This is a genomic window from Modestobacter sp. Leaf380 (genome assembly GCF_001424485.1).
Taxonomy (GTDB): domain Bacteria; phylum Actinomycetota; class Actinomycetes; order Mycobacteriales; family Geodermatophilaceae; genus Klenkia.
In genome coordinates this window covers 570,709-596,203 of the sequence record NZ_LMQC01000012.1, presented here as the reverse complement: position 1 = coordinate 596,203, position 25,495 = coordinate 570,709, and the positions used below count along the sequence as shown (strand labels likewise).

The 25,495-nt window shown below is 76.3% G+C and carries 31 protein-coding genes, 1 pseudogene and 1 riboswitch; of the genes and pseudogenes, 13 read left to right on the top strand and 19 right to left on the bottom strand.

The window, feature by feature from the left end:
- Position 1: 1 nt before the first annotated feature.
- The 10 genes from cobT to ASG41_RS10920 all read right to left on the bottom strand — a co-directional run bounded on the left by cobT (position 2) and on the right by ASG41_RS10920 (position 9,371).
- Positions 2 to 1,054 (bottom strand): nicotinate-nucleotide--dimethylbenzimidazole phosphoribosyltransferase, encoded by a 1,053-nt coding sequence (cobT, locus tag ASG41_RS10965; RefSeq protein ID WP_056293873.1) that lies wholly within the window; start codon positions 1,052 to 1,054, stop codon positions 2 to 4.
- Positions 1,051 to 2,169: an Rv2231c family pyridoxal phosphate-dependent protein CobC gene (gene cobC / locus ASG41_RS10960; protein WP_082556784.1), complete on the bottom strand. Its 1,119-nt coding sequence runs from the start codon at positions 2,167 to 2,169 to the stop codon at positions 1,051 to 1,053. Before cobC ends, cobT begins: the two co-directional genes overlap by 4 nt.
- Positions 2,166 to 2,495 carry a cobalamin biosynthesis protein gene (locus ASG41_RS10955; protein ID WP_235564721.1) on the bottom strand — a complete coding sequence of 110 codons (330 nt, stop codon included), beginning with the start codon at positions 2,493 to 2,495 and terminating at the stop codon, positions 2,166 to 2,168. Before ASG41_RS10955 ends, cobC begins: the two co-directional genes overlap by 4 nt.
- Positions 2,496 to 2,500: 5 nt before the next feature.
- On the bottom strand, positions 2,501 to 3,436 hold the full coding sequence (locus ASG41_RS10950; RefSeq protein WP_056293860.1) for an energy-coupling factor ABC transporter ATP-binding protein: 936 nt from the start codon (positions 3,434 to 3,436) through the stop codon (positions 2,501 to 2,503).
- Positions 3,433 to 4,170 (bottom strand): cobalt ECF transporter T component CbiQ, encoded by a 738-nt coding sequence (gene cbiQ / locus ASG41_RS10945; protein ID WP_056293857.1) that lies wholly within the window; start codon positions 4,168 to 4,170, stop codon positions 3,433 to 3,435. The genes ASG41_RS10950 and cbiQ overlap by 4 nt, the downstream gene beginning before the upstream one ends.
- On the bottom strand, positions 4,167 to 4,496 hold the full coding sequence (locus ASG41_RS10940; RefSeq protein WP_056293854.1) for an energy-coupling factor ABC transporter substrate-binding protein: 330 nt from the start codon (positions 4,494 to 4,496) through the stop codon (positions 4,167 to 4,169). The genes cbiQ and ASG41_RS10940 overlap by 4 nt, the downstream gene beginning before the upstream one ends.
- Entirely contained in the window at positions 4,493 to 5,242 is a 750-nt protein-coding gene (locus tag ASG41_RS10935) for an energy-coupling factor ABC transporter permease (RefSeq protein ID WP_082556783.1), read from the bottom strand. The genes ASG41_RS10940 and ASG41_RS10935 overlap by 4 nt, the downstream gene beginning before the upstream one ends.
- Positions 5,229 to 6,623, bottom strand: a complete 1,395-nt coding sequence (locus ASG41_RS10930) for a cobyrinate a,c-diamide synthase (protein WP_056293850.1) — start codon at positions 6,621 to 6,623, stop codon at positions 5,229 to 5,231. The genes ASG41_RS10935 and ASG41_RS10930 overlap by 14 nt, the downstream gene beginning before the upstream one ends.
- A 65-nt stretch (positions 6,624 to 6,688) precedes the next feature.
- Positions 6,689 to 7,303, bottom strand: coding sequence for a cob(I)yrinic acid a,c-diamide adenosyltransferase (gene cobO, locus ASG41_RS10925; RefSeq protein WP_056293849.1), 615 nt, complete (start codon positions 7,301 to 7,303; stop codon positions 6,689 to 6,691).
- A 1-nt stretch (position 7,304) separates the two neighbouring features.
- Positions 7,305 to 9,371: a putative cobaltochelatase gene (locus tag ASG41_RS10920; RefSeq protein ID WP_082556782.1), complete on the bottom strand. Its 2,067-nt coding sequence runs from the start codon at positions 9,369 to 9,371 to the stop codon at positions 7,305 to 7,307.
- A gap of 34 nt (positions 9,372 to 9,405) precedes the next feature.
- Positions 9,406 to 9,547: riboswitch (cobalamin riboswitch) on the bottom strand.
- Positions 9,548 to 9,606: 59 nt separating this feature from the next.
- On the opposite strand from ASG41_RS10920, the gene ASG41_RS10915 reads away from it, so the two are divergent.
- From ASG41_RS10915 to ASG41_RS25465, 6 genes and pseudogenes are all read left to right on the top strand, one after another.
- A complete protein-coding gene (locus ASG41_RS10915; protein ID WP_157519268.1) occupies positions 9,607 to 10,071 on the top strand; it encodes a hypothetical protein in 465 nt (154 codons plus the stop codon).
- Positions 10,068 to 10,499 carry a hypothetical protein gene (locus ASG41_RS10910; protein ID WP_056293839.1) on the top strand — a complete coding sequence of 144 codons (432 nt, stop codon included), beginning with the start codon at positions 10,068 to 10,070 and terminating at the stop codon, positions 10,497 to 10,499. The genes ASG41_RS10915 and ASG41_RS10910 overlap by 4 nt, the downstream gene beginning before the upstream one ends.
- A complete protein-coding gene (locus ASG41_RS10905) occupies positions 10,496 to 10,789 on the top strand; it encodes a transcriptional regulator (RefSeq protein ID WP_056293834.1) in 294 nt (97 codons plus the stop codon). Before ASG41_RS10910 ends, ASG41_RS10905 begins: the two co-directional genes overlap by 4 nt.
- Positions 10,790 to 10,872: 83 nt before the next feature.
- Positions 10,873 to 11,937 carry an AbrB family transcriptional regulator gene (locus ASG41_RS10900; RefSeq protein ID WP_056293830.1) on the top strand — a complete coding sequence of 355 codons (1,065 nt, stop codon included), beginning with the start codon at positions 10,873 to 10,875 and terminating at the stop codon, positions 11,935 to 11,937.
- An 85-nt stretch (positions 11,938 to 12,022) separates the two neighbouring features.
- Entirely contained in the window at positions 12,023 to 12,487 is a 465-nt protein-coding gene (locus tag ASG41_RS10895; protein WP_056293827.1) for a DUF2243 domain-containing protein, read from the top strand.
- Positions 12,403 to 13,161 (top strand): annotated as a pseudogene (locus ASG41_RS25465) (cytochrome c oxidase assembly protein); the annotation flags it as partial. The gene ASG41_RS10895 and the pseudogene ASG41_RS25465, both read left to right, overlap by 85 nt.
- 57 nt (positions 13,162 to 13,218) lie before the next feature.
- On the opposite strand, the gene ASG41_RS23025 reads toward ASG41_RS25465, so the two are convergent.
- Entirely contained in the window at positions 13,219 to 13,809 is a 591-nt protein-coding gene (locus tag ASG41_RS23025) for a type II toxin-antitoxin system PemK/MazF family toxin (protein WP_082556781.1), read from the bottom strand.
- 244 nt (positions 13,810 to 14,053) lie between these two features.
- Here ASG41_RS23025 and ASG41_RS10885 point away from each other — a divergent pair, with 244 nt between their 5' ends.
- Together ASG41_RS10885 and ASG41_RS10880 are read left to right on the top strand one after the other, a co-directional pair.
- Positions 14,054 to 14,263: a hypothetical protein gene (locus ASG41_RS10885; protein WP_056293821.1), complete on the top strand. Its 210-nt coding sequence runs from the start codon at positions 14,054 to 14,056 to the stop codon at positions 14,261 to 14,263.
- A gap of 53 nt (positions 14,264 to 14,316) precedes the next feature.
- On the top strand, positions 14,317 to 14,826 hold the full coding sequence (locus ASG41_RS10880; protein WP_056293818.1) for a class I SAM-dependent methyltransferase: 510 nt from the start codon (positions 14,317 to 14,319) through the stop codon (positions 14,824 to 14,826).
- 43 nt (positions 14,827 to 14,869) lie between these two features.
- Here the strand turns inward: ASG41_RS10880 and ASG41_RS10875 are convergent, their stop codons facing one another.
- Positions 14,870 to 15,463, bottom strand: a complete 594-nt coding sequence (locus tag ASG41_RS10875; protein WP_235564719.1) for an MSMEG_1061 family FMN-dependent PPOX-type flavoprotein — start codon at positions 15,461 to 15,463, stop codon at positions 14,870 to 14,872.
- A 77-nt stretch (positions 15,464 to 15,540) separates the two neighbouring features.
- On the opposite strand from ASG41_RS10875, the gene ASG41_RS10870 reads away from it, so the two are divergent.
- On the top strand, positions 15,541 to 15,930 hold the full coding sequence (locus ASG41_RS10870) for a thioesterase family protein (protein WP_056293812.1): 390 nt from the start codon (positions 15,541 to 15,543) through the stop codon (positions 15,928 to 15,930).
- Here ASG41_RS10870 and ASG41_RS10865 read toward each other — a convergent pair.
- The 6 genes from ASG41_RS10865 to ASG41_RS10840 form a co-directional block, all read right to left on the bottom strand.
- Positions 15,917 to 16,324 carry a DUF1810 domain-containing protein gene (locus ASG41_RS10865; RefSeq protein ID WP_056293806.1) on the bottom strand — a complete coding sequence of 136 codons (408 nt, stop codon included), beginning with the start codon at positions 16,322 to 16,324 and terminating at the stop codon, positions 15,917 to 15,919. The genes ASG41_RS10870 and ASG41_RS10865 overlap by 14 nt on opposite strands.
- Positions 16,314 to 17,813, bottom strand: a complete 1,500-nt coding sequence (locus ASG41_RS10860; RefSeq protein ID WP_056293803.1) for a cobyric acid synthase — start codon at positions 17,811 to 17,813, stop codon at positions 16,314 to 16,316. The genes ASG41_RS10865 and ASG41_RS10860 overlap by 11 nt, the downstream gene beginning before the upstream one ends.
- Complete coding sequence (locus ASG41_RS10855; protein WP_056293799.1) at positions 17,810 to 18,454, bottom strand: 1-acyl-sn-glycerol-3-phosphate acyltransferase; 645 nt, start codon at positions 18,452 to 18,454, stop codon at positions 17,810 to 17,812. Before ASG41_RS10855 ends, ASG41_RS10860 begins: the two co-directional genes overlap by 4 nt.
- Before the next feature lie 106 nt (positions 18,455 to 18,560).
- On the bottom strand, positions 18,561 to 19,037 hold the full coding sequence (locus ASG41_RS10850; protein ID WP_056293796.1) for a hypothetical protein: 477 nt from the start codon (positions 19,035 to 19,037) through the stop codon (positions 18,561 to 18,563).
- On the bottom strand, positions 19,034 to 19,828 hold the full coding sequence (locus ASG41_RS10845; RefSeq protein ID WP_056293793.1) for an ANTAR domain-containing protein: 795 nt from the start codon (positions 19,826 to 19,828) through the stop codon (positions 19,034 to 19,036). The genes ASG41_RS10850 and ASG41_RS10845 overlap by 4 nt, the downstream gene beginning before the upstream one ends.
- 166 nt (positions 19,829 to 19,994) lie before the next feature.
- The gene (locus ASG41_RS10840) at positions 19,995 to 21,443 is read right to left on the bottom strand and encodes a PLP-dependent aminotransferase family protein (protein ID WP_056294873.1); all 1,449 of its coding nucleotides are present in this window, start codon (positions 21,441 to 21,443) and stop codon (positions 19,995 to 19,997) included.
- A gap of 61 nt (positions 21,444 to 21,504) precedes the next feature.
- On the opposite strand from ASG41_RS10840, the gene ASG41_RS10835 reads away from it, so the two are divergent.
- From ASG41_RS10835 to ASG41_RS10820, 4 genes are all read left to right on the top strand, one after another.
- Positions 21,505 to 21,771 carry a hypothetical protein gene (locus ASG41_RS10835; protein WP_157519266.1) on the top strand — a complete coding sequence of 89 codons (267 nt, stop codon included), beginning with the start codon at positions 21,505 to 21,507 and terminating at the stop codon, positions 21,769 to 21,771.
- A gap of 54 nt (positions 21,772 to 21,825) precedes the next feature.
- Positions 21,826 to 22,800 (top strand): helix-turn-helix domain-containing protein, encoded by a 975-nt coding sequence (locus tag ASG41_RS10830; RefSeq protein ID WP_056293787.1) that lies wholly within the window; start codon positions 21,826 to 21,828, stop codon positions 22,798 to 22,800.
- Between the two features lie 82 nt (positions 22,801 to 22,882).
- Positions 22,883 to 23,878 carry a carbon-nitrogen hydrolase family protein gene (locus tag ASG41_RS10825; protein ID WP_056293785.1) on the top strand — a complete coding sequence of 332 codons (996 nt, stop codon included), beginning with the start codon at positions 22,883 to 22,885 and terminating at the stop codon, positions 23,876 to 23,878.
- Positions 23,879 to 23,882: 4 nt separating this feature from the next.
- Complete coding sequence (locus tag ASG41_RS10820; RefSeq protein ID WP_056293782.1) at positions 23,883 to 24,557, top strand: pyridoxamine 5'-phosphate oxidase family protein; 675 nt, start codon at positions 23,883 to 23,885, stop codon at positions 24,555 to 24,557.
- Here the strand turns inward: ASG41_RS10820 and ASG41_RS10815 are convergent.
- Entirely contained in the window at positions 24,511 to 25,479 is a 969-nt protein-coding gene (locus ASG41_RS10815; protein WP_056293779.1) for a cobalamin biosynthesis protein, read from the bottom strand. The two genes, ASG41_RS10820 and ASG41_RS10815, sit on opposite strands and share 47 nt — an antisense overlap.
- Positions 25,480 to 25,495 lie beyond the last annotated feature (16 nt).

The window sequence follows — 25,495 nt, the reverse complement described above, 5'->3', positions numbered from 1 at the left end:
GTCAGGCCTTCTCGGTGACGCCGGCGGAGTCGAACGTGGCCACGTCGCGCAGGGCCCGGGCGGCGCTGGCCACCAGCGGCAGCGCCAGCAGGGCGCCGGTGCCCTCGCCCAGCCGCAGGTCCAGGCCCAGCAGGGGGCGCAGACCCAGGTGCGCGAGCGCCAGGGCGTGCCCGGGCTCGGCGGAGGTGTGCCCGGCGAGGGCGTGCTGCAGGGCGGTGGGCGACAGGGCGCCGGCGACCAGGGCCGCTGAGCCGGCGATGACGCCGTCCAGGACGACCGGTACCCGCGCGGCGGCCGCGCCCAGCACGAAACCGGCGAGCGCGGCGTGCTCCAGGCCGCCGACCTCGGCCAGCACGGTGAGCGGGTCGGTCTCCCCGTCGAGCCGGGCGACGGCCCGGGCGACGACGTCGACCTTGCGGTCCAGGGTGGCGTCGTCGACGCCGGTGCCGCGGCCGGTGGCCTGCGCGGGGGTGGCACCGGTGAAGGCGCAGACCAGCGCGGCCGACGCCGTGGTGTTGGTGATCCCCATGTCGCCGGTGACCAGGCAGCCGTGGTCGGCGGCCAGCTCGGTGGCGACGGCGATGCCGACCTCGATCGCGCGGCGGGCCTCGTCGCGGGTCATGGCCGGGCCCTCGGCGAGGTCGGCGGTGCCCCGGCGCACGTTGCGGTCCAGCAGACCCGGTGCCGCGTCCAGCGGGGTGGCGACACCGACGTCCACGACGACGACGTCGGCGCCCAGCTGTGCGGCGAAGGCGTTGACCACGGCGCCGCCGGCCAGGAAGTTCGCCACCATCTGGGCGGTCACCTCCTGCGGCCAGTGCGTGACGCCCTGGGCGTGCACGCCGTGGTCGCCGGCGAACACCGCGACGGCGGCGGGGGTGGGCAGCGGGGCCGGGCAGACCCCGGCGGTGCCGGCCAGCTGGGCGGCGACGTCCTCGAGGACGCCGAGGGAGCCCGGCGGCTTGGTCATCCGGTCCAGGCGCTCGCGGGCGGCCTGCTCCGCGACGGCGTCCCGGGGAGTGATCGCGGCGAGGGTGGTGTCCAGCAGGCTCATGATCGCTCCAGGATCGCAGCCAGGTCGGCAGCGAACGCCACCGAGGTGGCGGGGTCGCGCACGGCGACCCGCAGGTGGTCGGGGGACAGGCCGGGGAAGGTGTCGCCGCGGCGGACCGCCCAGCCCCGCTCGCGCAGGGCCAGCTGGACCCGTCCGGCGTGCGGGACGCCGAGCAGCACGAAGGACGACCGCGGCTCGCCGACGACGGTGACGCCGTCCGGCAGCGCGGACAGCAGGGCCCGCCGGTGCTCCGCCAGCTCCACGGCGACGGCATCGGACTCGGCCCGGGCGGCGTCGCCGGTGCAGGCGACCAGCGCGGCCAGTGCGGGGGTCGAGACCGGCCACTGCGGCTGCTGCGCGGCCAGCGCGGCGACCAGGTCCGGCGGCCCGAGTGCGTAGCCGACCCGCAGGCCCGCCAGCCCCCAGGTCTTGGTCAGGCTGCGGACGACGAGCAGCCCGGGCAGGTCCCGCCGGCCGGCCAGCGACTGCGGCTCGCCGGGGTCGGTGTCGGCGAACGCCTCGTCGACGACGGTCACCCGGCCGGGGCGGCACAGCGCGGCGACGTCGTCGGCGGCGTGCAGCACCGAGGTGGGGTTGGTCGGGTTGCCCAGCACGACCAGGTCGGCGTCCTCCGGCGGCGGGGTGAGCGCGTAGGACGGCGGGGTCAGCAGGTGCCGGTGCACCTCGTGGCCGGCCGCGCGCAGCGCCGCCTCGGGCTCGGTGAACGAGGGGTGCACGACCACCGCGTGCGTGGGCGTGAGCGCCCGGGCCAGCAGGGTGAACGTCTCGGCGGCGCCCGCGGTCAGCAGCACCTCGTCCCCGGACCGGCCGTGCGCAGCGGCGACCGCGGCCCGGGCGGCGTCCTGACGGGGGTAGGCGGCGCTGTCCTCGACAGCGGCGTGCAGCACCTGCCGCAGCCAGGCCGGTGGGGCGCCGGCGCGCACGTTGACCGCGAGGTCGACCAGTCCGGGGGTGGCCTCGACGTCCCCGTGGTGGGTGAGGTCGTGGTGGCCGGGGTCGTGGTGGCCGGGGTCGTGGTGGCCGGGGTCGCGCTGGCTGGGGCCGCGGTGGGTCCCGTCGCGGTGGGTCGGGTCGCGGTGGGTCGGGTCGGTCACCGGACCGCGACCGCCACGGTGACCCGGCCGTGCAGCGTGCGCGGGACGACGAGCTCTCCGCCGCCGGCCAGCGCGGCCGCCTCGGCGACGCTGCCGGTGCCGACCGCGGCGGCCACCCGCGCGGAGCGGTGCGGGGTGGGGACGGCGTCCAGCTCGGCGGCGGGGTGGCCGGTCAGCGGCCAGCCGCGGGTCTGCGCGGCCTCGACCAGCCCGGGCTCGGTGACCCGCCGGTCGAGGGTGGCGAGCGCGTCCACCGGCCCGCCGACGGCGTCGACCGCGGCCAGCACCTCGGCGGCGCTGACGCCGCTGCGGGCGCCCAGCCCCACGACCCTCACCGTCCGCCGCCTGAGGGCCCCGGCAAAGGAAGCTCTACACCCCGTGTCGCGGCCGACGGGGGGTGTATGGCTTCCTTTGCCCCCGCCCCCGCCGACGCCTCCGCCGGGGCGGGCAGGGCGGCGAGCAGGGCGTCGGTGTCGCGGGGGAGGGGGCCGGGCGGGAGGAGGCCCAGGGCCTGGAGGCGGGCGCCGAGGGTGAGGGTCCAGGGGCGGTCCAGGCGGGCGCGGGCGAGCAGGGCGTCGTCGCCGAGGACGACGTCGGGGGCGCCTTGGGTGACCGTGCCGTCGACGACGACGGCGACCTCGTCGGCCCAGCCGAGGGCCAGGTCGACGTCGTGGGTGCTCATCACCACGGTGGACCCCGACGCCTGGAGGCGGGTGAGGGCGGCGAGGGCCTCGGTGACGGCGGAGGGGTCCAGCCCGGCGGTGGGTTCGTCGAGCAGCAGCACGCAGGGGCGCATGGCGACGGCGCCGGCGATGGCGACGCGCTTGCGTTCGCCGTAGGACAGCTGGTGGGTGGGCCGGGCGGCCAGGTGGGTGACGGCGAGCAGGTCAAGGGCCTCGGCGACGCGGGCGCGGACCTCGGGCTCGGGCAGGCCCAGGTTCATCGGGCCGAAGGAGACGTCCTGGGCGACGGAGGCGGAGAAGAGCTGGTCGTCGGGGTCCTGCAGCACGAGCTGCACCTCCTGGCGGTGCGCCTGCAGGCCCTTGCGGGTGTGCTGCAGGGTGGCGCCGTCGACGGTGATCCGGCCCTTCGTGGGCGCCAGCGCGCCGGAGAGGCAGCGCAGCAGGGTGGTCTTGCCCGACCCGTTGGCCCCGAGCAGGGCCAGCCGGCGACCCTCGGGGACGGTCAGGCTGGCGCCGTCCAGGACCCGGGCGCCGCGGGTGTAGCCGACGACGACGTCGAGGGCGGCGAGCTGCTGGTGGCTCACGCGGTCACCAGCGTCAGCGCGCACAGGGCCGCGAGCCCGGTGACGGTGGAGGCCAGGAACACCCGGGAAGAGGGCAGCACCTCGGGCAGGACCCGCAGGTCGGTGACCATGCCCCGGCCGGCCAGGCCTTCCTGCAGTCGGCGGGCGCGGTCCCAGGAGCGGGTGAGGACGGCGGCGGCCAGCACCCCGGAGGACCGGTAGGAGCGGCGGACCGTGGAGTAGCCCATCCGGGAGGTCTGCGCCTCGCGGATGGTCCGCAGGCTCTCCAGCAGCACGAACAGCAGCCGGTAGGTCACCGAGGCGACCTCGACCACGGCCCCGGGCACCCGGGCCCGGCGGAGTGCGGGCAGCAGGTCCGACATCGGGGTGGTGGTGGCCAGCAGCAGCACCGCGGCCCCGCCGGCCAGCGCGTGCCCGACAAGCGCCCCGCCGCGGGCGGCGGCGTCGGGTGCCCAGCCGATGCCGGAGCCGGAGACCTGCACGACGGCAGTGACGGCGCCCAGGACGACGAAGGCCAGTGGCAGCCGGACGGCGCGGCCGAACACCCGGGCCGGCACCCGCGCCGGGCCCAGCGCCAGCACGACGGCCGCCAGCCCGACCAGCAGCGACCCTGGCCAGACCGGCAGCACGAGCGCGCAGACGACGAGGCCGACCGACAGCAGCACCTTGTCCCCGACGGCGCGCGGGCGCCAGGCCGAGGCCCAGGCCGCGTCGTCGATGGCCAGGCCGGTCACGGGGTGACGTCGTCCCGGGTGCTCGTGGCGGCCGCGACGGCCTCCCGCTGCGCGCGCCGGCCGCGGAGCCGGCCCAGCACGTAACCGAGCACGCCACCGCCGATGGCGGCCTGCAACGCGAAGAGCCCGGACTCGATCTCGGTGGAACCGGGGGAGAAGACGTGGTCGAACCAGGGCACGTAGTCCGGGTTCGACTGCTCGATCGCCTCGGTGGCCAGGCTGTCGGTGCCCGCGTAGTCGCTGGGGGCGCCCAGCAGCAGCGGCAGGGCGAACAGCGCGACCACGCCGAGCACCAGGGCCAGTGTCACCCAGCGGCGGCGGGTCATCGGGTCACCTCGCCGTCGGTCGAGGTGGTCGGGGCCGGGGCCGGGGTCGGGGTCGGGGTCGGGTCGTCGTCCTCGTCGACCGGCCGTCGCTCCAGGACCCCCAGGCGCTCCAGCTCCGGGCGGGCGTTGACCGTCAGCACCCGGAACAGCAGCACGCCGAGCAGGCCCTCGGCGATGGCCAGCGGCACCTGGGTGACGGCGAAGACGCCGAGGAACTTCACCGCGGCACCGGCGAAGCCCGAGGAGGCGTCCGGGAAGGCCAGCGCCAGCTGCAGCGACGTCGTCACGTAGGTCGCCAGGTCCGCGACCGCCATGCCGGCGAACACCCCGACGAGCAGGTTCCCCGACGCCTTCCGGGCCAGCCGGTAGGCGCCGTACCCGGCCCACGGGCCGACGATGGCCATGGAGAAGGCGTTCGCGCCCAGCGTGGTGAGCCCGCCGTGGGCCAGCAGCAGCGCTTGGAACAGCAGGACCACCGTGCCCAGCAGGGCCATCACCGGTGGCCGGAAGAGGATCGCGCCCACCCCGGTGCCGGTCGGGTGCGAGGAGGACCCGGTCACCGAGGGCAGCTTGATGGCGCTCAGCACGAACGTGAACGCCCCGGCAGCGCCCAGCAGCAGCGTGGACTCCGGGTTCTCCCGGACCTCCTTCACCACCGCCCGCGCCCCGTGGACGACGAAGGGCGCCGCGGCGATGGTCCAGCCGATCGCGTGGGCGGGGGGCAGGAAACCCTCAGCGATGTGCACGGGCCACCTCCTGGACGCGGGCGGCGGCAGCGACGAAGCGGGTGGCCATGGTCGGCGAGCCGGCCCAGTTCAGGTGCAGGTAGGAGGCGTGCACCGAGCCCTGCACGAAGCCCTCGGGGCCGTCGGCGTTCCACTGCCACGCCGGGGTGGCACCCGCGCCGGGGTCGGTGCGGGTGCGGTGGAACTCGTGCCCACGGACCCGGGTGCCGGCCGCGGCCAGCACGCTGTCGGTCAGCGCCACCGCCGAGCGGTAGCCCAGCGTGAGCCGGGGGTGCATGGCCGCGCCGGCGTCCAGCACACCGCACATCGGCTCGCCGTCCAGCTCGCGGGCCAGGTAGAGCAGCCCGGCGCACTCGGCGGCGATCGGGGCGCCGGCGGAGGCCAGCGCGGAGATCGCCGTCCGCAGGCCGACGTTGGCCGCCAGCGCGGAGGCGTGCACCTCGGGGAAGCCGCCGCCCACGACCAGGCCGCAGGTGCCCGGCGGGAGGTCGTCGTCCCGGAGCGGGTCGACGACGACCACCTCGGCACCGGCCGCGCTGAGCAGCTCGGCGGTCTCGGCGTAGCCGAAGGTGAACGCCGGGCCCCCGGCGACGGCGACGACGGGGCGGCCCTCGGTGCGGACCACCTCGGCGGCCGGGTCCCAGGGGGCGGCGTCGAGGTCCGGGGCGGTGGCGGCCAGCCGGAGGACGGCGTCCAGGTCGACGCTGGACTCCACCACCGCACCCAGCGCGCGCACCGTGTTGATCGCCTCGGCACTCCGCTCGGCGGCGGGCACCAGGCCCAGGTGCCGGGACGGCGTCTGCAGCGCCTCGATCCGCCGGACCGCACCCAGCACCGGCACCCCGGCGGAGCCCAGGGCCTCGCGCAGGATCGCCTCGTGCCGGTCGGAGCCGACCCGGTTGAGCACCACGCCGCCCAGCCGGACGGTGGGGTCGAAGGTGGCGAAGCCGTGCACGACGGCGGCGACGCTGCGGGCCTGCGCGCTGGCGTCCACGACCAGCACGACCGGGGCCTGCAGCTGGGCCGCGACCTGCGCGGTCGACCCGTAGCCGGGCTCGACCGAGGGGTGGCTGGCGCCGTCGAACAGGCCCATCACGCCCTCGACGACGGCGACGTCGGCCGGGGTCGGGTGGGTCGCCCCGCGCAGGAACAACGGCACGATCCGGTCCCCGCCGACCAGCCAGTTGTCCAGGTTGCGGCCCGGGCGGCCGGCGGCCAGACCGTGGTAGCCCGGGTCGATGTAGTCGGGGCCGACCTTGTGCGGGGAGACGGTGAGCCCGCGGGCGGTGAACGCGGCGATCAGCCCGGTGGCGATCGACGTCTTGCCCGAGGACGACGACGGCGCCCCCAGCACGATGCGCGGGATGCGGGTGCTGGGCATGGGACCCCCTGCATATCGCGGGGGCTCTGCGCCGTATGCGTGGGATCCCATGCCGGGGCGGCCGGTCACCACTCGATCCCCCGCTGGCCCTTCTGGCCGGCGTCCATCGGGTGCTTGACCTTGGTCATCTCCACGACCAGGTCGGCGGCCTCGACGAGCGCCGGGTGCGCGGTGCGCCCGGTGATGACGACGTGCTGGTTGCCCGGCCGGGCGCGCATCGTCTCCACGACGTCCTCGACGTCGACCCAGCCCCACTTCATCGGGTAGGTGAACTCGTCGAGCACGTAGAACCGGTGCGCCTCGGCGGCCAGGTCGCGCTTGATCTGCGCCCAGCCCTCGGCGGCGTCGGCGGCGTGGTCGGTCTCCGATCCGGCGCGGCGCGACCAGGACCAGCCCGAGCCCATCTTGTGCCAGACCACCGGGCCGCCCTGGCCGGTCTGGGTGTGCACCTCGCCCAGGGCGGTCAGCGCGTTCTCCTCGCCGACCTTCCACTTGGCGCTCTTGACGAACTGGTAGACCGCGATCGACCAGCCCTGGTTCCACGCCCGCATCGCCATCCCGAACGCGGCGGTGGACTTGCCCTTCATCTCCCCGGTGTGCACCGCCAGCAGCGGCCGGTTGCGGCGCTGCCGGGTGGTGAGCCCGTCGACGGGGACCGCCGTGACCTGTCCCTGGGGCATCTCAGGCAGCCGCCTTCACGGTGGAGACGAGTTGCTGGGCGCCCAGTTCCTCCAGGCGCAGCGTCTGCGCGCCCAGGTGGGCGCCCAGGGTCTGCGCGAGGCCGAGCCGCACGTACCCGGACTCGCAGTCGACGACGACGCTGGCGGTGCCGGCCGCCTGCAGCAGGCCGGCGGCGCGGTGCGCCTGGCGCAGGTGGTCGGTGCCGCGCTCGCCGGTGGCCCGGCCGTCGGTGACCACGACCAGCAGCGGACGGCGGCGCGGGTCGCGGACCCGCTCGACCCGCAGCGTCTCGTGCGCCCGCAGCAGCCCGGCGGCGATCGGGGACCGCCCGCCCGTGGGCAGGTCGGTCAGTCGCGCCGCCGCGGCCTCCACCGACCAGGTCGGGGGCAGCGCGAGGACGGCGTCGGCTCCGCGGAAGGTGATCAGCCCGACCTTGTCCCGGCGCTGGTAGGCGTCGGTCAGCAGCGACAGGACGGCGCCCTTCACCGCGGCCATCCGGGTGCGCGAGCCCATCGAGCCCGACGCGTCGACGACGAAGAGGACCAGGTTGCCCTCGCGGCCCTCCAGGTCGGCCTGCCGCAGGTCCTCCCGGGCCAGCCGCAGACCGGGGCCCGAGCGCCCGCGGGCCAGCTGGTGCGGGGCCGCGGCGAGCACGGTGTCGACCAGGTGCAGTCGGGTCACGGTGCCCTCGGGACGGCGTGAGCCGACCACCCGGCCGCGCTCGCTGCGGGCCTTGGACCGGCGTCCGGCGACGCCGTCGCCGATGCCGGGGACCTCCAGGCGGCGGGCCCGGAACGCCTCGTCGGGTGCGACGGCGGGCTGCTCGGGGGCCGGCGCGGCCTCGGCGCGCGGGGCGTCGGGGTCGGCGGCGTCCCCGCGGGGGGCGGTCGTCGGCTGCTGGTCGCCGCCGGGACCTCCCTCGGCAGGGCCCGCCTGCTCGTCGGGACCGGCACCGTCACCGGCGCCCTGCTCGGGCGTCCCGCCGTCATCCGGGCTGTCGTCAGCCGGGCCGCCCTCACCCTCGGGGGGCGTGTCCTCGGGGTCGGGTTCGGGCTCGTCGGGGCGGGCGTCGTCCAGCGCCTGCTCGAGGGTGTCCTCGTCCAGGCCGGGGGCGTCGAAGGGGTTGCGGCGACGGCGGTGCGGGAGGGCGAGGCGGGCGGCGACCCGGACGTCGTCCTCGGTGACCTCGGTGCGGCCCGACCAGGCGGCGTGCGCGATGGCGGCGCGGGCGGTGACGATGTCCGCGCGCAGCCCGTCGACGCCGAAGGCGGCGCAGACCGCGGTGACCTGGGAGAGCGCGCCGTCGCCGAGGACGACGCGGGGGAGCAGCTCGCGGGCGGCGGCGATCCGGTCGGCGAGCGCGGTCTCCTCGCCGGCCCAGCGGGCGGAGAACCCGTCGGGGTCGGCGTCGGCGGCGAACCGGCGGCGGACCACCTCGGCGCGCAGGCCCGGCTCGCGCGGGGCGGCGACCTCGACGGTGAGCCCGAAGCGGTCCAGCAGCTGGGGCCGGAGCTCGCCCTCCTCGGGGTTCATGGTGCCGACCAGCAGGAACCGGGCGGCGTGCTGCACCGAGACGCCCTCCCGCTCGACGTAGGCCCGGCCCAGCGCGGCGGCGTCCAGCAGCAGGTCGACGAGGTGGTCGTGCAGCAGGTTGACCTCGTCGACGTAGAGCACGCCGCGGTGTGCGGCGGCCAGCAGGCCGGGCTCGAAGCTCTTCACGCCCTCGGTGAGCGCGCGCTCGATGTCCAGCGAGCCGACCAGCCGGTCCTCCGAGGCGCCGACCGGCAGCTCGACCAGGCGGGCCGCACGGGTGGCGGCGGGGGAGTCGGTGGGGTGCGGGCCGTCGGGGCAGGCAGGGTCCGGGGCGGCCGGGTCGCAGCCGAACCGGCAACCGGCGACGACGGCGACCGGGGGCAGCACGGCCGCCAGGGCGCGCACGGCGGTCGACTTGGCCGTGCCCTTCTCCCCGCGGACGAGCACGCCGCCGACCGCCGGGGAGACGGCGTTGAGCAGCAGGGCCAGTCGCATGTCGTCCATCCCGACGACAGCGCTGAACGGGTACACCACAGGTGCGTCCTCTCCCCGGGTGTCCACGCCCGGAGGTGGCAGGAAGCGACGGCGGGAGTTCCTGACTGACCGTCCCCGGGAGCGGGGGCGGATCACAGTGGCGGGACCGCGCCGGGTTCACACCGGCTTCCTCCACTGCCGTCGCAGTTCGGAGCCCATCAGACCACGCGCCACCACGTCGGCGACAGCCCCCGTCACTTGACGGATCGGAAAGCGACCAGGCAGACTTTCCGACATGGAAAGTGACGAGGTGTCGAGGGACCGTGCGGCGGCCGACCTGGCAGCCCTGCAGACCGGACGGACGGCGATGGCCGACCGGCTCCGCCAACCCGGCTGGTACGACCCGGCGCTCGGCATCCTGGTCGCGGCGCTGCTGTCCACGTACTCCTTCGCCTACCCGTGGCTGACGCTCGCGGCGCTGCCCGGGTTCGGCGCCGCCGTCGCGCTGCTCGTCGCCGGGTACCGGAGGCACACCGGGCTGTGGGTCAACGGCTTCAACGGCGGCCCGTCGACCAAGCCGGTGGTCCGGGCCTGGGGTGCGGCGTGCCTGGTCGTGTTCGCGATCGGACTGCTGGCCGAGTTCGCCTTCGACGTCCGCTACGCGATGGTCGTGGCCGGCGTCGTCCTCGGGGTCGCCGCTGCCCTCGTCAGCCGCCGCTGGACGACGGTCTACCAGCGCGAGCTGCGGGGCGAGCTGTGACCGCGGACCGGGACCGGGCGGCCGCCGACCTCGCCGCCCTCGACGCCGACCGGGTCGCGCTCGCCGAACGGGTGGTGCCGCCACCCTGGTTCGGGCCCGCGCTCGGGCTGCTGCTGTTCGCCTTCATCTCCTCGAACGCGCTGGACTCCCCCTGGGTGACCGCACCGGCCGTGCTGCTGTTCGGGCTGGGCACCGGGCTGCTGGTCGCGGTCTACCGGCGGTCCACCGGCGTCTGGGTGCACACCCCGCCGCGGGTGCTGGCGGGCTGGGCGGTCCTCGTCGTCGCCGTGCTGGTGCCGGCGTACCTGCTGGGCGACGAGCGACCGTGGGTGTTCGTCGTCGCCGGCGCGGTGCTGGGCGTGGCGGTCGCGGTCCTGTCCGCCCGGTGGACCCGCGCGTGGCAGCGCGAGCTGCGGGAGGGCGTGTGACGACCGTCGAGCCGCGCTTCGACCAGGTCGTGCACGCCCCACCCCGGCTGCAGGTCTGCGGCCTGCTCGCCGCGGTCGACTCGATGGACTTCGCCGCCGTCCGGGACGCCGTGGGGGTCAGCGACTCGGTGCTGTCCAAGCACGTCAAGCAGCTCGAGGAGGCCGGCTACGTCCGGGTCCGCAAGGCCACCGTGGCGTCCCGGCAGCGCACCAGCCTGGAGCTCACCCGCCCCGGCCGGACGGCGTTCACCGCCCACGTCGCCGAGCTGCGGCGGATCACCGGGGGCTGATCCCGCCCAGCCGGGCCACGGTGGTGTCGGACGGCACTCCCGGGCGCGGGGGCCGGCGGCCCCCGCGCGGGCAGAGTGGGGGCGTGGACCGGGGGAGGGGCGCGACGCTGCTGGACTGGGCGGCCGTCCTCGCCGTCGCGCTCGGGCTGGCTGCGGTCCTGGAGCTGCTGTCGGTGCCCTCGGCGACGCTGTTCGCCGGCCTGGCCACCGGGCTCGCCCGGGCGTTGCTGGTCCGCCGGCGGCTCGCGCTGCCCAGGCACTCGATGACCGGGGCGCAGGCCGTCGTCGGCGTCTCGATCGGCGCGCTGGTCTCGGTCTCCACGCTGCGCACCATCGCCGCGGACTGGCTGCCGGTCCTGCTGGTCACCGTCGGCACGCTGCTGATCAGCCTGGTGGCCGGCCAGGTGATGGCCCTGCAGCGTGGGGTCAGCCGGGTCACCGGCGCCTTCTCGATGATCGCCGGCGGCGCCTCCGGGATCACCGTGATGGCCCGCGAGCTGGGCGCCGACGAGCGGATGGTCGCGGTGCTGCAGTACCTGCGGGTGCTGCTGATCGTCGTCGCCATGCCGGTGGTCGCGGCCGTGGCCTTCGGTGCCTCCGGTGCCGACGCCGGCCCGGCCGCGGCCGAGGGACCCGGTCCCTGGGCCGGGCTGCTCCTCACCGTCGTCTGCATCGCGGTCGGCATCCCGCTGGGCCGGCTGACCCGGGTCCCGGTCGCCTCGCTGCTGGGCCCGATGCTGGTCGCGGCCACCCTGGACCTGACCGGTCTCTCCCGCGGCGCCGACGTGCCCGCCGTCCTGGAGGGCGCCGGGTTCCTGGTCATCGGCCTGCAGGTCGGGCTGTCCTTCACCCGGGACAGCCTGCGGGTGGTCGGCCGCGCGCTCCCGCTGGCCCTGGCGATCATCGTCGCCGTCGTGCTGGCCTGCGCGGGGCTGGGCTGGGCGCTGACCGCCACCGCCGACGTCGACCCGCTCACCGCCTACCTGGCGACGACGCCCGGCGGCCTCTACGCCGTCCTGGCCACCGCCAGCGACAGCGGCGCCGACGCCACGTTCGTGCTCGCCGTCCAGGTGCTGCGGCTGTTCGTCATGCTGCTGACCGCGCCGCTGGTCTCCCGGCTGCTGCTGCGCGGGCACCGCGGCGACTGAGCCCGGCCCGGCCGGGTAGCCCGGGAGCGACCACCGGCGGGTCCAGCCCCGACCCCGGGCCGGCGGTCGACCCCCGGGAGCACCCGTGTCCGCCGACCCCCGCTCGTCACCCACCGGCCGCTCGCTGGGCGGTGGGCTGCTCGTCGGGGTCGGCCTGGCCGCCACGGTCGACGAGGTCGTGTTCCACCAGCTGCTGCACTGGCACCACTTCTACGACCGCGCGTCCAGCGCCGCCGGACTGGTCTCCGACGGCGTCTTCCACGCCTTCGGCACCGTCGCGCTCGTCGCCGGGGTCTTCCTGATGGCTGACCTGCGTCGCCGTGGGGACGTCGTCCGGGTGCGGGCCTGGGCCGGGGTGCTGCTGGGCTCGGGGGTGTTCCAGGTCTACGACGGGCTCGTCCAGCACAAGGCGCTGGGCCTGCACCAGATCCGCTACGGCGTCGAGCTGCTGCCCTACGACCTGGTGTGGAACGGCACCGGCGCGCTGCTGGCCGTCGTCGGTGCGGCCCTGCTGCTGCGTCGGCCCGCGCGGTCCCCGGCGGCCCGGTGACGGTCGTCGTCCTCGCCGGCGTCGCGCTCGCGGTCGCGGGCTACGGGGCCGGGGTGCTCCAGCTGACCCGGAGCGGCGTGGACTGGCCCGCCGGCCGGGTGCTGGCCCTCGTGCTCGGGGGCGCGCTGGTGGTCGTCGGGTCGCTCCCGGCCCTCACCGGCCACGGGCCGCCCACCCGGGCCGCCGTGGTCGGTCACCTGCTGGCCACGATGGCCGGGCCGCTGCTCGTCGCCCTCGGGGCGCCGGTGACGCTGGCCCTGCGGGCGCTGCCCCGCCGTCCGGCCCGGGGCGTGCTCGCGGCCCTGCACACCGCACCGGCGCGGCTGCTGGTGCGGGCACCGGTCGTCACCGTGCTCGTCGCGGCCTCGGTCGCCGCGGCCTGGCTGGCCCCGGTGCCGCACGGCCTGCACGGGCTGCTGCACCTGCACATGGTGCTCGGGGGTCTGCTGCTGGCCGTCGTCGTCACCGGGGTCGACCCGGTGCGCCGGGACCTGTCCACGCCGGCCCGGCTCGTGGTCGTGGTGGTCACCGGCGCTGCGCACGACGTGGTGGCCCGGCTGGCGTGGGCCCGGGCGCCGCTGGGGTCCACCGGGGACGAGGCGCGGGCGGCCACGGAGCTGCTGGCCACCGGCGGTCACCTGCTGGACGCCGCGCTCGCCCTGGTCGTGGTCAGCGCCTGGTACCGGCGGGCCGGGCGGCGGCTGGCCGCCGCGGAGCGCCGCCGGGCGGCGTCACCAGCCCAGGACGCGGCGGGCCTCGGTGGCGACCGTGTCGAAGCGCCGGCGGTCCAGGGTGGCGCCCTCCCGGCGGACGTCGTCAGGGTCGATCCGCAGCACCCGGTCCAGCCGCACCTCGCTGGGCCGGCCCTGCCGGTCCCAGCCGCCGGTCCCGACGTCGAGCCAGTGCCGGCCGTGCCGGGCCTCGTCGGCGGCGTCCCGGTCGTGGTCCTTGCTGGTCAGCATGAGCCCGAGCAGGTCCGACCCGGTCCGGCCCACGACGAGCACCGGGCGGTCCTTGCCCCGGCCGTCGCCCTCCTCGTAGGGGACCCACGCCCAGACGACCTCGCCCGGGTCGGGCCGGCCGTCGTCGCGGGGGGCGTAGGCGATCTCGCCGCGGCCGGTGAAGTCGCCGGCGCCGCGCGCGGCCGGGCGGGCCAGGTCGGCGTCGCTGGGCCGGTCCCGCAGGGTGGCCCGGGGGCGGTCGGCGGAGGGGCCCGGGGCCCGGCCGGGGCGCGCGGAGGACCGCCGGCGCAGCTCCGCCCCGCCCTCGCGGACCAGGGTGCGGACGACGCGGTCGAGCACGGACTTCCAGCCAGACGCCATGCCCGACGACGCTAGGGGACGACGGGGGTGGGCGCGCCCCGGGGATCCGTCACGAGATCGTCCGGGACGGTCACGGCGCGCCACCGCGACACGCCGTCCGACGTGGGACTCGCGGGGTCGGTGTGACCCGATGGGACGAACCGGTCACACCCGTGGTTGACCGTGCCCCGAACGGGTCATCTACTGGCCCAGGGCCACACACCACCCGGCCACGGTGGCGGGGCCCGTTCGGGGAAGAGGCACCATGACCACCGCAGAACCGGTCCGCCCGGCAGTCACCACCGGGGTGTTCGGCACCAGTCGCGTGCAGGCCAGCGTCCTCGCCAGCTTCCAGCTCGTCGAGGACGCCCGCTACCGGACCCCCGACCACGTCCGCAAGCGCCAGCGGGCCCGCTTCCGCGCCGAGCAGGCGGTGGCCGCCCGCCTCGTGGCCCGCGAGTTCGAGCGCGAGTGACCCCCGACGGTCCTCGGGCAGCGGACCCGGCGGAGCGCCCGTAGCCTCTGCGCGTGCCGATCAGCTCGCCCGAGGGCAAGGACTGGACCCGCTCGAAGATCCGCGACCTCGCACCCGAGTCGCTGCTGGACGTCGGGGCGGGGGCGGGCACGTACGCCAAGCTGCTGGCCGACGACCGCCCGGCCCGGCTGACCGCGCTGGAGGTCTTCGAGCCCTACGTGGAGAAGTACGCGCTGCGCGAGCTCTACGACGAGGTGCTGCTGGGCGATGCCCGGACCACGCCGCTGCCCGTGGCCGACGTCGTCGTCCTGGGTGACGTCGCCGAGCACATGACGGTCGAGGAGGCCCAGGACCTGTGGGCCCGGGCCGGCGAAGCCGCCGGGCGGGCGGTCTACATGTCGATCCCGATCGTGCACTACCCGCAGGGCGAGCTGGAGCACAACCACCACGAGGTGCACGTGGTCGACGACTGGGACCACGACAAGGTCATGGCCGCGTTCCCCGGCATCACCGACTCCTTCCGCGGCGAGGTCGTCGGGGTCTACGAGCGCCGCACCGACTGAGCGGAGTGCCACGGCGCAGGTTCCCCGCGCCGTGGCACTCCACTCAGAGCTCCAGGGCGAGCTCGGCGCGCATCTCGGAGTCGGCCTGGTCGGGGGACACCCCGCGGGTGTGCTCCCGCCACACCTGGCCCATGGGCGGGAAGACCGAGCGGTGCACCTGGGCGCCCGGATCCCACAGCCTGGAGCGCATGACCGCCTTCGCGCAGTGGAAGTAGGCCCGCTCGACGTCCATCACCAGGACCGACAGCGGCTGCTTGCCGAACTCGGTCAGGTCGGCGGCCACCTCGGCGGCCGGGACCAGCCGGCAGCGGCCGTAGACCCGCAGCGTCTCCTCGATGCCGGGCACGAAGAACATCAGCGCCGCGCGCGGGTTGGCCGCCAGGTTCCGCAGGCTGTCGACCCGGTTGTTGCCCTGCCGGTCGGGCAGCAGCAGGGTCTTCTCGTCCAGCACCCGCACGAAGCCGGGCCCGCCGCCGCGCGGGGAGACGTCGGGGAAGCCCTCGGCGTCCACCGTCCCCAGCGTCGCGAAGGGCGACAGCTCGATGAAGCGGGCGCAGTGGTGGTCGACGCGGTCGATCACCTTCTCCACCGCACGGGCCGACGCGTCCGGGTAGTCGTCCACCACTGAGTCGCTCACGCGGGTCACCATCCCATCTCGAGGTCACGACCGGGTTGCCCCCGGTGCCCGGTGTCACACGCCTACGGTCGGGTCCCGTGGCAGTCACCTGGAGCGCGCCGGTCCGGTACAGCGAGTGCGACGACCAGCGGGTGGTCTTCAACGCCAACTACCTGGTCTGGGCCGACGAGGCCTCCAACGCCTGGTGGCCCTCGGTGGGCCTGACCTGGGACCCCGACGGCGTGGCCGGCGTACAGCCCCTGGTCAAGGCCACCTCGCTGGAGTGGTCCTCCAGCGCCCGCTGGGGCGACACTGTCGACGTGGCCTGCGAGCTGGACGCGCTGGGCCGCACCAGCCTGACGCTGCGCTTCACCGTCTCGGTGGGTGACCGGCTGTGCTGCGTGGTGCGCTCGACCTACGTCGCCACCCTGGACGGCGTGTCCGTGCCCTGGCCGGACCGGGTGCGGTCGGCCGTCACAGCCGGCTGAGGGTCTCCGGGTCCGGCTCGCCGCCGTACCACTGCTCCAGCACCCGGCCGAACAGCGGCTCGTCGGGGTCGGCCCGGGCGAAGAGCGTCATCGACGAGCGCAGCTTCACGTCGTCCGGGGGGCCCATGACCTGGAGCGCCGACCGGTCGGCGTGCGCGGTGAGCAGCTCGGTGCACTCCCGCAGCCGGGGCCCCAGCACCGGGTGGGCCAGGTACTCGTGGGCCTCCGCCAGCCCGGTCAGGGCGTAGCGCTGCGCCATCGCCGAGCGGCCCAGCCCGGCGACCTGCGGGAAGACGAACCACATCCAGTGGGTCCGCTTGGCACCGGCACGCAGCTGCGTGAGGACGTCGTCCCACAGCGGGTCCTGCGCGGCCACGAAGAGGTCAGCGTCCAACGGGGGCTCCCGGGGGCAGCAGGGGGAGACCGGCCGGCGGGCCGGACTCGATGAGGCGCCACAGGGCATCGGTGTCGGCGTGGTCGGCGACCAGGTCGCCCAGGGCGTCGAGCCGGGCCTCCCGGACGGCGGCGAAGTCGGTGTCGGTGGCGACGACGAACCGGCGGCCGGTGAGCGCGGCCACCTCGGTGAGGAAGGCCCGCCGGAAGCCGTCGCTCTCCAGCGCGCCGTGCCAGGTGGTGCCGAAGACGGCGCCGACCCGGGTGCCGTCCAGGAACGGCTCGCCGCCGTCGACGCTCACCACGCCGTGGTGGATCTCGTAGGCCGCGACGGGTTCGCCGCGCCAGGACCCGACCGGGCGGCCCAGCGTCTTCTCCCGGGCGAAGACGACGTCGGTGGGCAGCAGCCCCAGCCCGGCGACCTCCCCGGAGCGGGACTCGACGTCGTCGCGGATCGTGCGCGCCAGCATCTGGTGCCCACCGCAGACGCCCAGCACCGGCGCCCCGGCCGCCGCCCGCCGGGCGATCGCGGCGTCCAGTCCGCGCTCGCGCAGCCAGCCCAGGTCCGACACCGTCGAGCGCGTGCCGGGCAGGACGACGAGGTCGGCGTCGGCGAGCTCCTCGGGGCGGGTGGCGTAGCGGACCAGCACGCCGGGCTCGGCGGCCAGGGCGTCCAGGTCGGTGAAGTTCGACAGCCGGGGCAGCTTGACCACCGACACCCGCAGCACGTCCTCGCCCAGCGGTGGCAGCGCGGGGCCGCGGTCACCGGTGAGGTCCAGGGAGTCCTCGACGTCCAGCCACAGGCCCGGCAGCCAGGGCAGCACGCCCAGGGTGGGACGGCCGGTGAGCTCGCGCAGGGTGTCCAGGCCCGGGGCCAGCAGCCGGACGTCGCCGCGGAACTTGTTGACCAGGAACCCGGCCACCAGCGCCTGGTCGGCCGGCGGCATCAGCGCGACCGTGCCGTAGAGGGCGGGGAACAGCCCGCCCCGGTCGATGTCGCCGACGACGACCACGGGCAGCCCGGCCGCCGTCGCCAGGCCCATGTTGGCGATGTCGGTGTCGCGCAGGTTGATCTCGGTGGGCGACCCGGCACCCTCGCAGACCACCACGTCGAACCGGGCCCGGAGCTGCGCCAGGCTGGCCAGCACCTGCTCGAAGAGCTGGGCCTTGAGACCGCGGTAGCTCATCGCCGTCACGTCGGTGACCGCCCGGCCCAGCACGACGACCTGGCTGCTCAGCTCACCGCCCGGCTTGAGCAGCACCGGGTTCATCGCCGCCTCGGGCTCGACCCGGGCGGCCGCGGCCTGGAACACCTGCGCCCGGCCGATCTCCGCGCCGTCGGTGGTGACCATCGAGTTGTTGCTCATGTTCTGCGCCTTGAACGGCGCCACGGACACGCCCTGGCGCACCAGCCACCGGCAGATCCCGGCGGTGACGACGGACTTGCCGGCGTCCGACGTCGTCCCCGCGACCAGCAGCGCGCCGCTCACCAGCCGGACTTCTCCTGGCCCGAGAGCTCCGCGATGCCCTCCATGACCCGGTCGGTGACGACCCGGCGGGCCCGGCCGTTGCCGGCCAGGCCGCGCTGCTCGGGGAAGGTGATCGGCTCGCCGAAGGTGATCGTCACCTTGTGCGGGCGGGGGTAGCGGGCCCCGATGGGCTGCACCTGGTCGGTGCCGTGCACGGCGACCGGGACGACGGGGCAGTCCGCGGTGAGCGCCAGCCAGGCCACCCCGGTCTTGCCGCGGGCGAGCTTCCCGTCGCGGGAGCGGGTGCCCTCGGGGTAGATGCCGAACGCCTCCCCGTCCTGCAGCGCGTGCAGGACGGTGTCCAGTGCGGCCTGGGCAGCGCGGTGGGTCTGCCGCTCGACCGGTCGGGCGCCCAGCGCGGTGAAGACGGTCTTGGACAGCCAGCCCTTCACCCCGGTGCCGGTGAAGTACTCGGCCTTGGCCAGGTAGCCCACCTTGCGGGGGGCCATGAGCGGGATGGCGATGCTGTCGATGAAGGACAGGTGGTTGCTGGCCAGCAGCAGCGGACCGGTCAGCGGCATCCGTTCGCGGCCGACCACGGTGGGCCGGCAGGTGAGGATGAACAGCGGCCTCAGCACGAAGCGGGCGATGAGGTAGAACACCCGGCACTCCCTCCATCGCGTCCCCGACCACGACGTCCGGGCGACCGGAGCATCATCCCCGACGCTCCCGGCCGCCCCCCGCCCCGGCCCGTCGGCCGGCCGGCGCTCAGGCCGCCGGGGGGTGCGGCAGGCGGCGCCGCGCGACGGCCGGCAGCCCGGCGTGCGCGCCGGGACGCTGGAGCCGCCACCGTCGTCGCACCTCGACCGGGCACCAGGCCAGCTGGAGCCCCAGCAGGTCGCGGACCGGGTCGACGGTCTCGCCGTCGGCGAGCAGGGTCACCCGGGGCCCGGCCGGCCGGGACAGCACGACGGCCCGCAGGGCGGCCCGCGCGTCGTCGTCGCCCAGGCGGAGCCGGGACAGGTCCACGTGCAGCTCCGCCCCCGGCGTGCCCAGCGCGGTCCCGAGCAGTCGGGTCAGGGCCGGGCCGCCGCCGGGACCGACCCGGCCGCTGACGGTCACCCGGGCCGGGGTCCGGTCCCGGTCGACCACGACCGTCAGGGCCGGCGCCGGGACCGGGGTGCGCCGCGGACAGGTGGCCGTGGGTGCCGTCCGGCTGGGGGCGTGCGCCCGGCAGCTGGTCACGGCCGGGTCGGCGCCGAGGGCGGGCAGGCGTCCCGGAGGATCTGCCGCACGTCCTCGGGCAGCTGCCCGTCACCCGACGCCGAACCGACGACCAGCCCGGCCACCTCACGGACCTTGCGGTGCGTGTGGTTGGACAGGTGGCCCAGCAGCTCGAAGGCGACCTGGTCGCTGCAGCCCACGAGCACCATGAGCACGCCCTTGGCCTGCTCGATGACGGCCCGGCTGGCCATCGCGGTGCGCAGCTGCTCGACCTCGCGCCGCAGGGCGGCCTCGCGGTCGTCGTCGGGGGCTGTCTGGGTGCGGTCCTCGGTCACGTCGACGACGAGGCCGGTGACCGCGGGGTACCCGCCGTCGGCGGCCGCGCTGCCCGGACCGCCGGTGACGGTGGTGGCGCAGACCCTGCCGTCCCCGCGCAGGAACCGGACGTCGACGGCGAAGGTCCGGCCCTCCAGCGCGGCCGCCTCCAGGGCGGCCCGCAGGCGGGGCCGGTCGTCGGCGTGCACGTGCGGCAGACGCAGGCCGGCGAGCGTCCCCCGGCGTCCCGACCGGCTCTCGGCGAGCGCGGTGCGGGGCAGGGCGAGCATGGACAGCAGGCCGGCGGAGTACCACCAGGAGCCCGAGCCGGGCTGCCAGGTCCACTCGCCGACCGGGGTCTGCAGGGAGGTGGGACCCGCGTGTGCGCCTGCACGCGCGGGCCCGTCGGGCAGGGGGGAGGCGACCACCCGCGGCCCGGGGACGGCCGGGTGCTCGGTGGTGGTGGCGGCGGTGTGGGAGGAGACGGCTGAGCTCACGGCGGGTCCCGGTGTTTCCAGCGCACCGACCTGGGGTCGGGGGCCCCCCGCCGTCCTCTCGACGAGGGCACCGTCGGCTCCAGGCCGACCGCATCCGATGCACAGAACCTACCGATCCGGAACGCTCCCTGCACGCTGTCGGGGAGGTTGTTCGCGACGCCGCAGGTCAGACGACCGTCGCGGAAGGTACGGGCCGGGGGACCGGTCGACCGCGCAGCTGCCCGTCCAGCCGCACCAGGACGTCGACCGCCGCCGCCAGCTCCGCGGGCGGCCGGGTGAAGGGCAGCCGCAGGCGGTCGTCGAAGGCCGATCCGGTGCCGAAGACCCGGCCCTCGGCCAGCAGCACCCCGGCCGGCGCCGCGGCCGCGGTGAGCGCGGCGGAGCTCAGCCCGACCGGGAGCCGTGCCCACAGCGACAGCCCGCCGGTGGGCACGGTGACCTGCCAGTCGGGCAGCCGGGCGGCCAGGTCGGCGACCAGCGCGTCGCGCTGCTCGCGCAGCTGGCCCCGGCGGTGGTCGAGCACCTCGTCCAGCCGGCGCACCAGGGTGGTGGCGGCCAGCTGGTCCAGCAGGCCGACCGACAGCTGCCGGTGGCCCAGCACGGTGGACAGCCGGTCGACCAGGGCGGCGTCGGTGCGCAGCCAGCCCACCCGCAGACCGCCCCACACCGACTTGGACAGCGCGCCGACGGTGATGGTCGCGGCGTCCGGCAGCCCGGCGGCGAAGTGCGGGGGCTGCTCGCCCTCGAGCACCAGGTCCGCGGCCACCTCGTCGACGACGGTCAGCACACCCTGCTGCCACAGCGTCGCGGCCAGCCGGCGGCGCCCCGTCGCCGACACCGACGCACCGGTCGGGTTGGCGTGGTCGGGCATCAGGAAGGCCAGGCGCGGCCCGCTCTGCCGGGCGGCCAGCCGGGCCGCCTCGACCAGGGCGTCGGGGTCCTCCACGTCCACCGGCACCGGGACGCAGCGGCCGCCGGCGAGCTCGATCGAGCGGATGGCCCCGGGGTAGCTGGGGTGCTCGACCAGCACCCGGTCACCGGTCTCCAGGAGCGTCTCCCAGACCAGTGCCGCAGCGTCGCCGGCACCGGAGGTGACCAGCACCTGGTCCGGGGTGGTCGGCAGGCCCCGCGCGGTGAACCGGTCGGCGAGGGCGGCGCGCAGCTCGGGCAGCCCGCCGGGCACGTAGCCGCTGCCCGCGTAGTGCCCGGCCAGGTCGGTGAGCGCCTGGGCGTAGGCCGGGGCCAGCAGCGGCGAGGCCGAGGGCGCCGCGTGCGCCAGGTCCAGCACGCCCGGGGTCTCCCCGGACTGCCAGACCCACTCCGGCCGGTCGTCGGGGAGCTCGGTGACGGTGCCCGACCCGTGCCGGGTGCGGGCGTAGCCCTCCTCGCGCAGCGTCCGGTAGGCGCTGGCCACCGTCACCCGGCTGACGGCGAGGGCCGTGGCCAGGTCGCGCTCGGCCGGCAGCCGGCTGCCCACCGGCAGCTCCCCGGTGACCAGCAGCTCGCGCACCCGGCGGGCCAGCGCGGCGTACCGCGGCGGGGGCAGCCGGTCGACGTCGCCGAGCAGGGTGGCCAGCTCGCGGACCGGAGTGGACTCCTCACTGGCGACTGGCATGCAGTCCACCATGCCGCAGTGGACTGCGATCGGTCAACGACGACGGTGCCACTGTCGTCCCATGACCACAGGTGGAGTCCTCGTGCTGCTGTTCCTCCTCGGGTGTGGCGCCCTCGCGGTGGCCACCCTGGTGATCGCCGTCCGCGGTGGCCGGGGCCCGGCCGACCCGCCGGCCAGCCACCTGCGGGTGGACCCGGCCGGGTTCCCGGTGCCGCCCGCGCCACGCGGCGCCCTGCACGGGCGGGGGCCGCGGACGCCGGTGACCGCGCCGGCCCGGCCGTCGTCCCCGGCGGTGCGGGTGGGTGCACCGGCGGTCGCGCGGCACTGACCTGCCCGGCAGCGGGGGATGGGCAACGGCGTCCCCCGCTGCCATCATCGGCGCGTGGGCACCCCGGGAGCGGACGCGCAGGTGCTCACCTGCTCGACCGCCGGGGTGCCCCCGGTCGAGGCGTTCGACCACTGGCGGGACCTCATCTCGGACACGTTCGTCCCGCTGACGGCGACCCCGACGAGCGGCCGGCCCTTCCGCGGCGAGCTGCGGGTGGTCACGCACCCGGCGGTCCAGTTGACCGAGGTCCGTGCCGCCGGGCAGCACGTGCGGCGCACCCGCTCGCTGATCGCCGGCAGCTCCGAGGACTACCTGCTGGCCAGCATCCAGCTCGGCGGGCGGGGCCGGGTCGAGCAGGACGGCCGGACGGCGGAGCTCACGCCCGGGGCGATGAGCTTCTACGACAGCACCCGGCCCTACACGCTGCACTTCGACGACGCCTTCGAGCAACTGGTCGTCCAGCTGCCCCGCCGGCCGCTGCTGGCCGCGGCCGGCATCGGCGACGACGCCGTGCACGTCACCGCGATCGCGCTGCACGCGGAGGGCCCGGGGTCGGTGCTGGCCGGGTTCTTCGCCTCGCTGAGCCTGCTGCACGACCGGGACCCGGTCGGCGCCCGCCAGCTCAGTGCCCACGCCCCGGGGCTGCTGGCCTCCGCGCTGCGGCTGGCCGCCGGGGACCGGCCGGTCGGCGCCGACGGCGCCGCCCTGGACCGGGAGCGCGTGCTCGCCCACCTGCGTGCGCACGCCGCCGACCCGGGCCTGGACGCCGATGCGGTGGCCCGGGCCTGCCACCTGTCCCGGCGGGCGCTGTTCCGGCTCTTCGAGGGCCGGGCGGACTCCTTCGCCGACACCCTGCGGGCCCTGCGGGTCGAGCGTGCCGCGGCCCTGCTGGTCGCCCGGCCCGACCGGTCGGTGGCCGCCGTCGGCACGGCGTGCGGTTTCGCCGGGGAGGCCCAGTTCCACCGCGCGTTCCGGGCCGTCACCGGCCGGACGCCGGCCGAGCACCGGGGTGGCACGCGGCGTCAGTGAGCCGGCCCGCAGGGTGAGTCCCGGCGGGTCCCGGGCGGCGCAGGGTGGGTGAGCCCGCACACACCACCCCAGGGAGCCCCAGATGACCGCACGAGTGGTCCGCGCCGCCGCCGTCCAGGCCGAGCCGAAGTGGCTGGACCTCGACGCCGGCGTCGCCGCGATGATCGACCTGATCGGCGAGGCCGCCGGCAACGGCGCCCAGCTCGTCACCTTCCCGGAGACGTTCATCCCCGGCTACCCCTGGTGGATCTGGCTGGACTCCCCGGCCTGGGGCATGCAGTTCGTCGCCCGCTACGCCGAGGCCTCGATGACCCGGGACGGCGCCGAGATGCAGCGGATCGCCGCCGCGGCCGCGCAGCACCGGGTGCACGTCGTCTTCGGTTTCAGCGAGCGCGCCGGCGGCAGCCTCTACATGTCCCAGGCCTTCATCGACGACGCCGGCCAGGTCATCGCGGTGCGCCGCAAGCTCAAGCCCACCTCCGTCGAGCGCGCGGTGTTCGGCGAGGGCGACGGCAGCGACATCCAGGTGCACGACACCGCGCTGGGCAAGATCGGCGCGCTCAACTGCTGGGAGCACTTCCAGCCGCTCACCAAGTACGCGATGTACTCCCTGGGCGAGCAGATCCACGTCGGCTCGTGGCCCAGCTTCTCGGTCTACCGGGGCGCCGCGCACGCCCTGGGCGCCGCGGTGAACAACGCCGCCAGCCTGACCTACGCGGTCGAGGGCCAGGCGTTCGTGCTGGCGCCCTGCGGCGTCGTCGGGCAGGCGGCCCACGACCTGTTCTGCGACACCGACACCAAGAAGCAGCTGCTGCTGCAGGGCGGCGGGTTCACCCAGGTCTACGGCCCCGAGGGCAGCGTCCTGGCCCAGCCGCTGGACGAGCACGAGGAGGGCATCCTGTACGCGGACCTGGACTTCTCGCTCATCGCGATCGCCAAGTCCGCCGCCGACCCGGTGGGCCACTACTCCCGGCCCGACGTCGTCCGGCTGCTGCTGAACCGCTCGCCGTCACCCGTGGTCGTGGACCGGGCACCGCTCGCGGTGCTCGACGAGCTCCCGACGCCGGCCGAGGTCTGAGCCGGTGGCCACCCCCGACAAGGACGCCTTCTACACCCCGGCGCACCGCCGGGCCCAGGAGCGCGCCGGTGCCCGGCCGTTGGCCGACCGGGTCGTGGACGCGATCGTGCACGACGAGATCGACGACTTCTACGGCGGCTTCATCAGCTCCCGGGACTTCTTCTTCCTCTCCACCGTCGACTCCGAGGGCCGCCCGACCGTGTCCTACAAGGGCGGGGCGCCGGGCGTGGTCGCCGTCGTCGACCCGACGACGATCGCCTTCCCGCACTTCGACGGCAACGGGATGTACCTCTCGGTCGGCAACGCCGAGGACACCGGCAGGATCGGACTGCTCTTCATCGACCTGGAGACGCCCAACCGGATCCGGTTGCAGGCCGACGTCGAGCGGGTGACCGACGACCCGGTCCTGCTGGCCCGCTGGCCCGGGGCGCAGCTGGTCACCGTCGCGCGGGTCGAGACGGTCTTCCACAACTGCGGGCGCTACATCCACCCGCACCAGCGGGTCGCCGACAGCCGCTACGTCCCGGCCGCCGACGGTTCCCAGCCGGTGCCGGCCTGGAAGCGGATCGACGTCGTCCAGGACGTGCTGACCGACGACGACCGCCGAGCGACGACGGCCGAGGGCGGCACGATCACCTTCGAGGACTACGTGGGGAAGCTGCTGGCCGGGAGCTCCTGAGCAGCCGGACGGCGACGGCCAGCGCGGCCGTCGCCGTCCACACGGCCCGGGACAGGGCGACCGCCCGGGCCACGTCGGCGCGCACCGGGGGAGCGCCGTCGCCCAGCGTGGGCCGGTGCTCGACCCGGGCGCCGTACACGTTCGTGCCGCCCAGCCGGACGCCCAGCGCCCCGGCTGCGGCGGCCTCGCAGCGACCGGAGTTCGGGCTGGGGTGCGCGGCGCCGTCCCGACGCCAGACCCGCAGCGCCTCGCGGGCCGAGCCGCCGACCAGCGGCGCCACCGCCACGGTCACCGCGGCGGTCAGCCGGGCCGGCACCCAGTTGGCGACGTCGTCCGCGCGGGCGGAGGCCCAGCCGAACCGGGCGTACCGCTCCGACCGGTGGCCGACCATCGCGTCCAGGGTGTTGACCGCCCGGTAGGCCACGAGGCCGGGCAGCCCGGCGACCGCGCCCCAGACCAGCGGGGCGACCGCGGCGTCGGAGGTGTTCTCCGCGACCGACTCGACGGTGGCCCGGACCAGCTCGGCCTCACCCAGCGTCGAGGGGTCCCGCCCCGCCAGGGAGGACAGGTGCGCGCGGGCCGCGGGCAGGTCCCCGGCCTCCAGGTGGCCGGCCATCGTGGTGCCGGCCCGGCCCAGCGAGGTGCCGCCGAGCGCCGCCCAGGTGGCGGCCGCGGTGACCAGCGTGCGGACGACGGGGGCCCGGCGGGTGGCCCGGTCCGCGGCCAGGCCCAGCGCGGCGACCGGTGCCACGCAGGCCAGCCAGTACGCCGACCCCGCCGCCCGGGAGTCCCGCCACAGCCGCGGTTCGAGCGCGGCGGCGGCCTGGCCGAAGCCCGCGACGGGGTGCCGACGGCGCGGGTCGCCGAGCGCCAGGTCGGCGGCAGCGCCCAGGGCGAGTCCGGCAGCGGTCGGGAGGTCCACGAGGAGCGATGGTGCC

Bases quoted from the DNA above. Each gene is read 5' to 3' on its own strand.
- cobT (WP_056293873.1), bottom strand. From the start codon at position 1,054: ATGAGCCTGCTGGACACCACCCTCGCCGCGATCACTCCCCGGGACGCC.
- ASG41_RS10940 (WP_056293854.1), bottom strand. From the start codon at position 4,496: ATGACCCGCCGCCGCTGGGTGACACTGGCCCTGGTGCTCGGCGTGGTC.
- ASG41_RS10930 (WP_056293850.1), bottom strand. From the start codon at position 6,623: ATGCCCAGCACCCGCATCCCGCGCATCGTGCTGGGGGCGCCGTCGTCG.
- cobO (WP_056293849.1), bottom strand. From the start codon at position 7,303: ATGCCCCAGGGACAGGTCACGGCGGTCCCCGTCGACGGGCTCACCACC.
- ASG41_RS10915 (WP_157519268.1), top strand. From the start codon at position 9,607: ATGGAAAGTGACGAGGTGTCGAGGGACCGTGCGGCGGCCGACCTGGCA.
- ASG41_RS23025 (WP_082556781.1), bottom strand. From the start codon at position 13,809: ATGGCGTCTGGCTGGAAGTCCGTGCTCGACCGCGTCGTCCGCACCCTG.
- ASG41_RS10885 (WP_056293821.1), top strand. From the start codon at position 14,054: ATGACCACCGCAGAACCGGTCCGCCCGGCAGTCACCACCGGGGTGTTC.
- ASG41_RS10840 (WP_056294873.1), bottom strand. From the start codon at position 21,443: ATGCCAGTCGCCAGTGAGGAGTCCACTCCGGTCCGCGAGCTGGCCACC.
- ASG41_RS10835 (WP_157519266.1), top strand. From the start codon at position 21,505: ATGACCACAGGTGGAGTCCTCGTGCTGCTGTTCCTCCTCGGGTGTGGC.
- ASG41_RS10825 (WP_056293785.1), top strand. From the start codon at position 22,883: ATGACCGCACGAGTGGTCCGCGCCGCCGCCGTCCAGGCCGAGCCGAAG.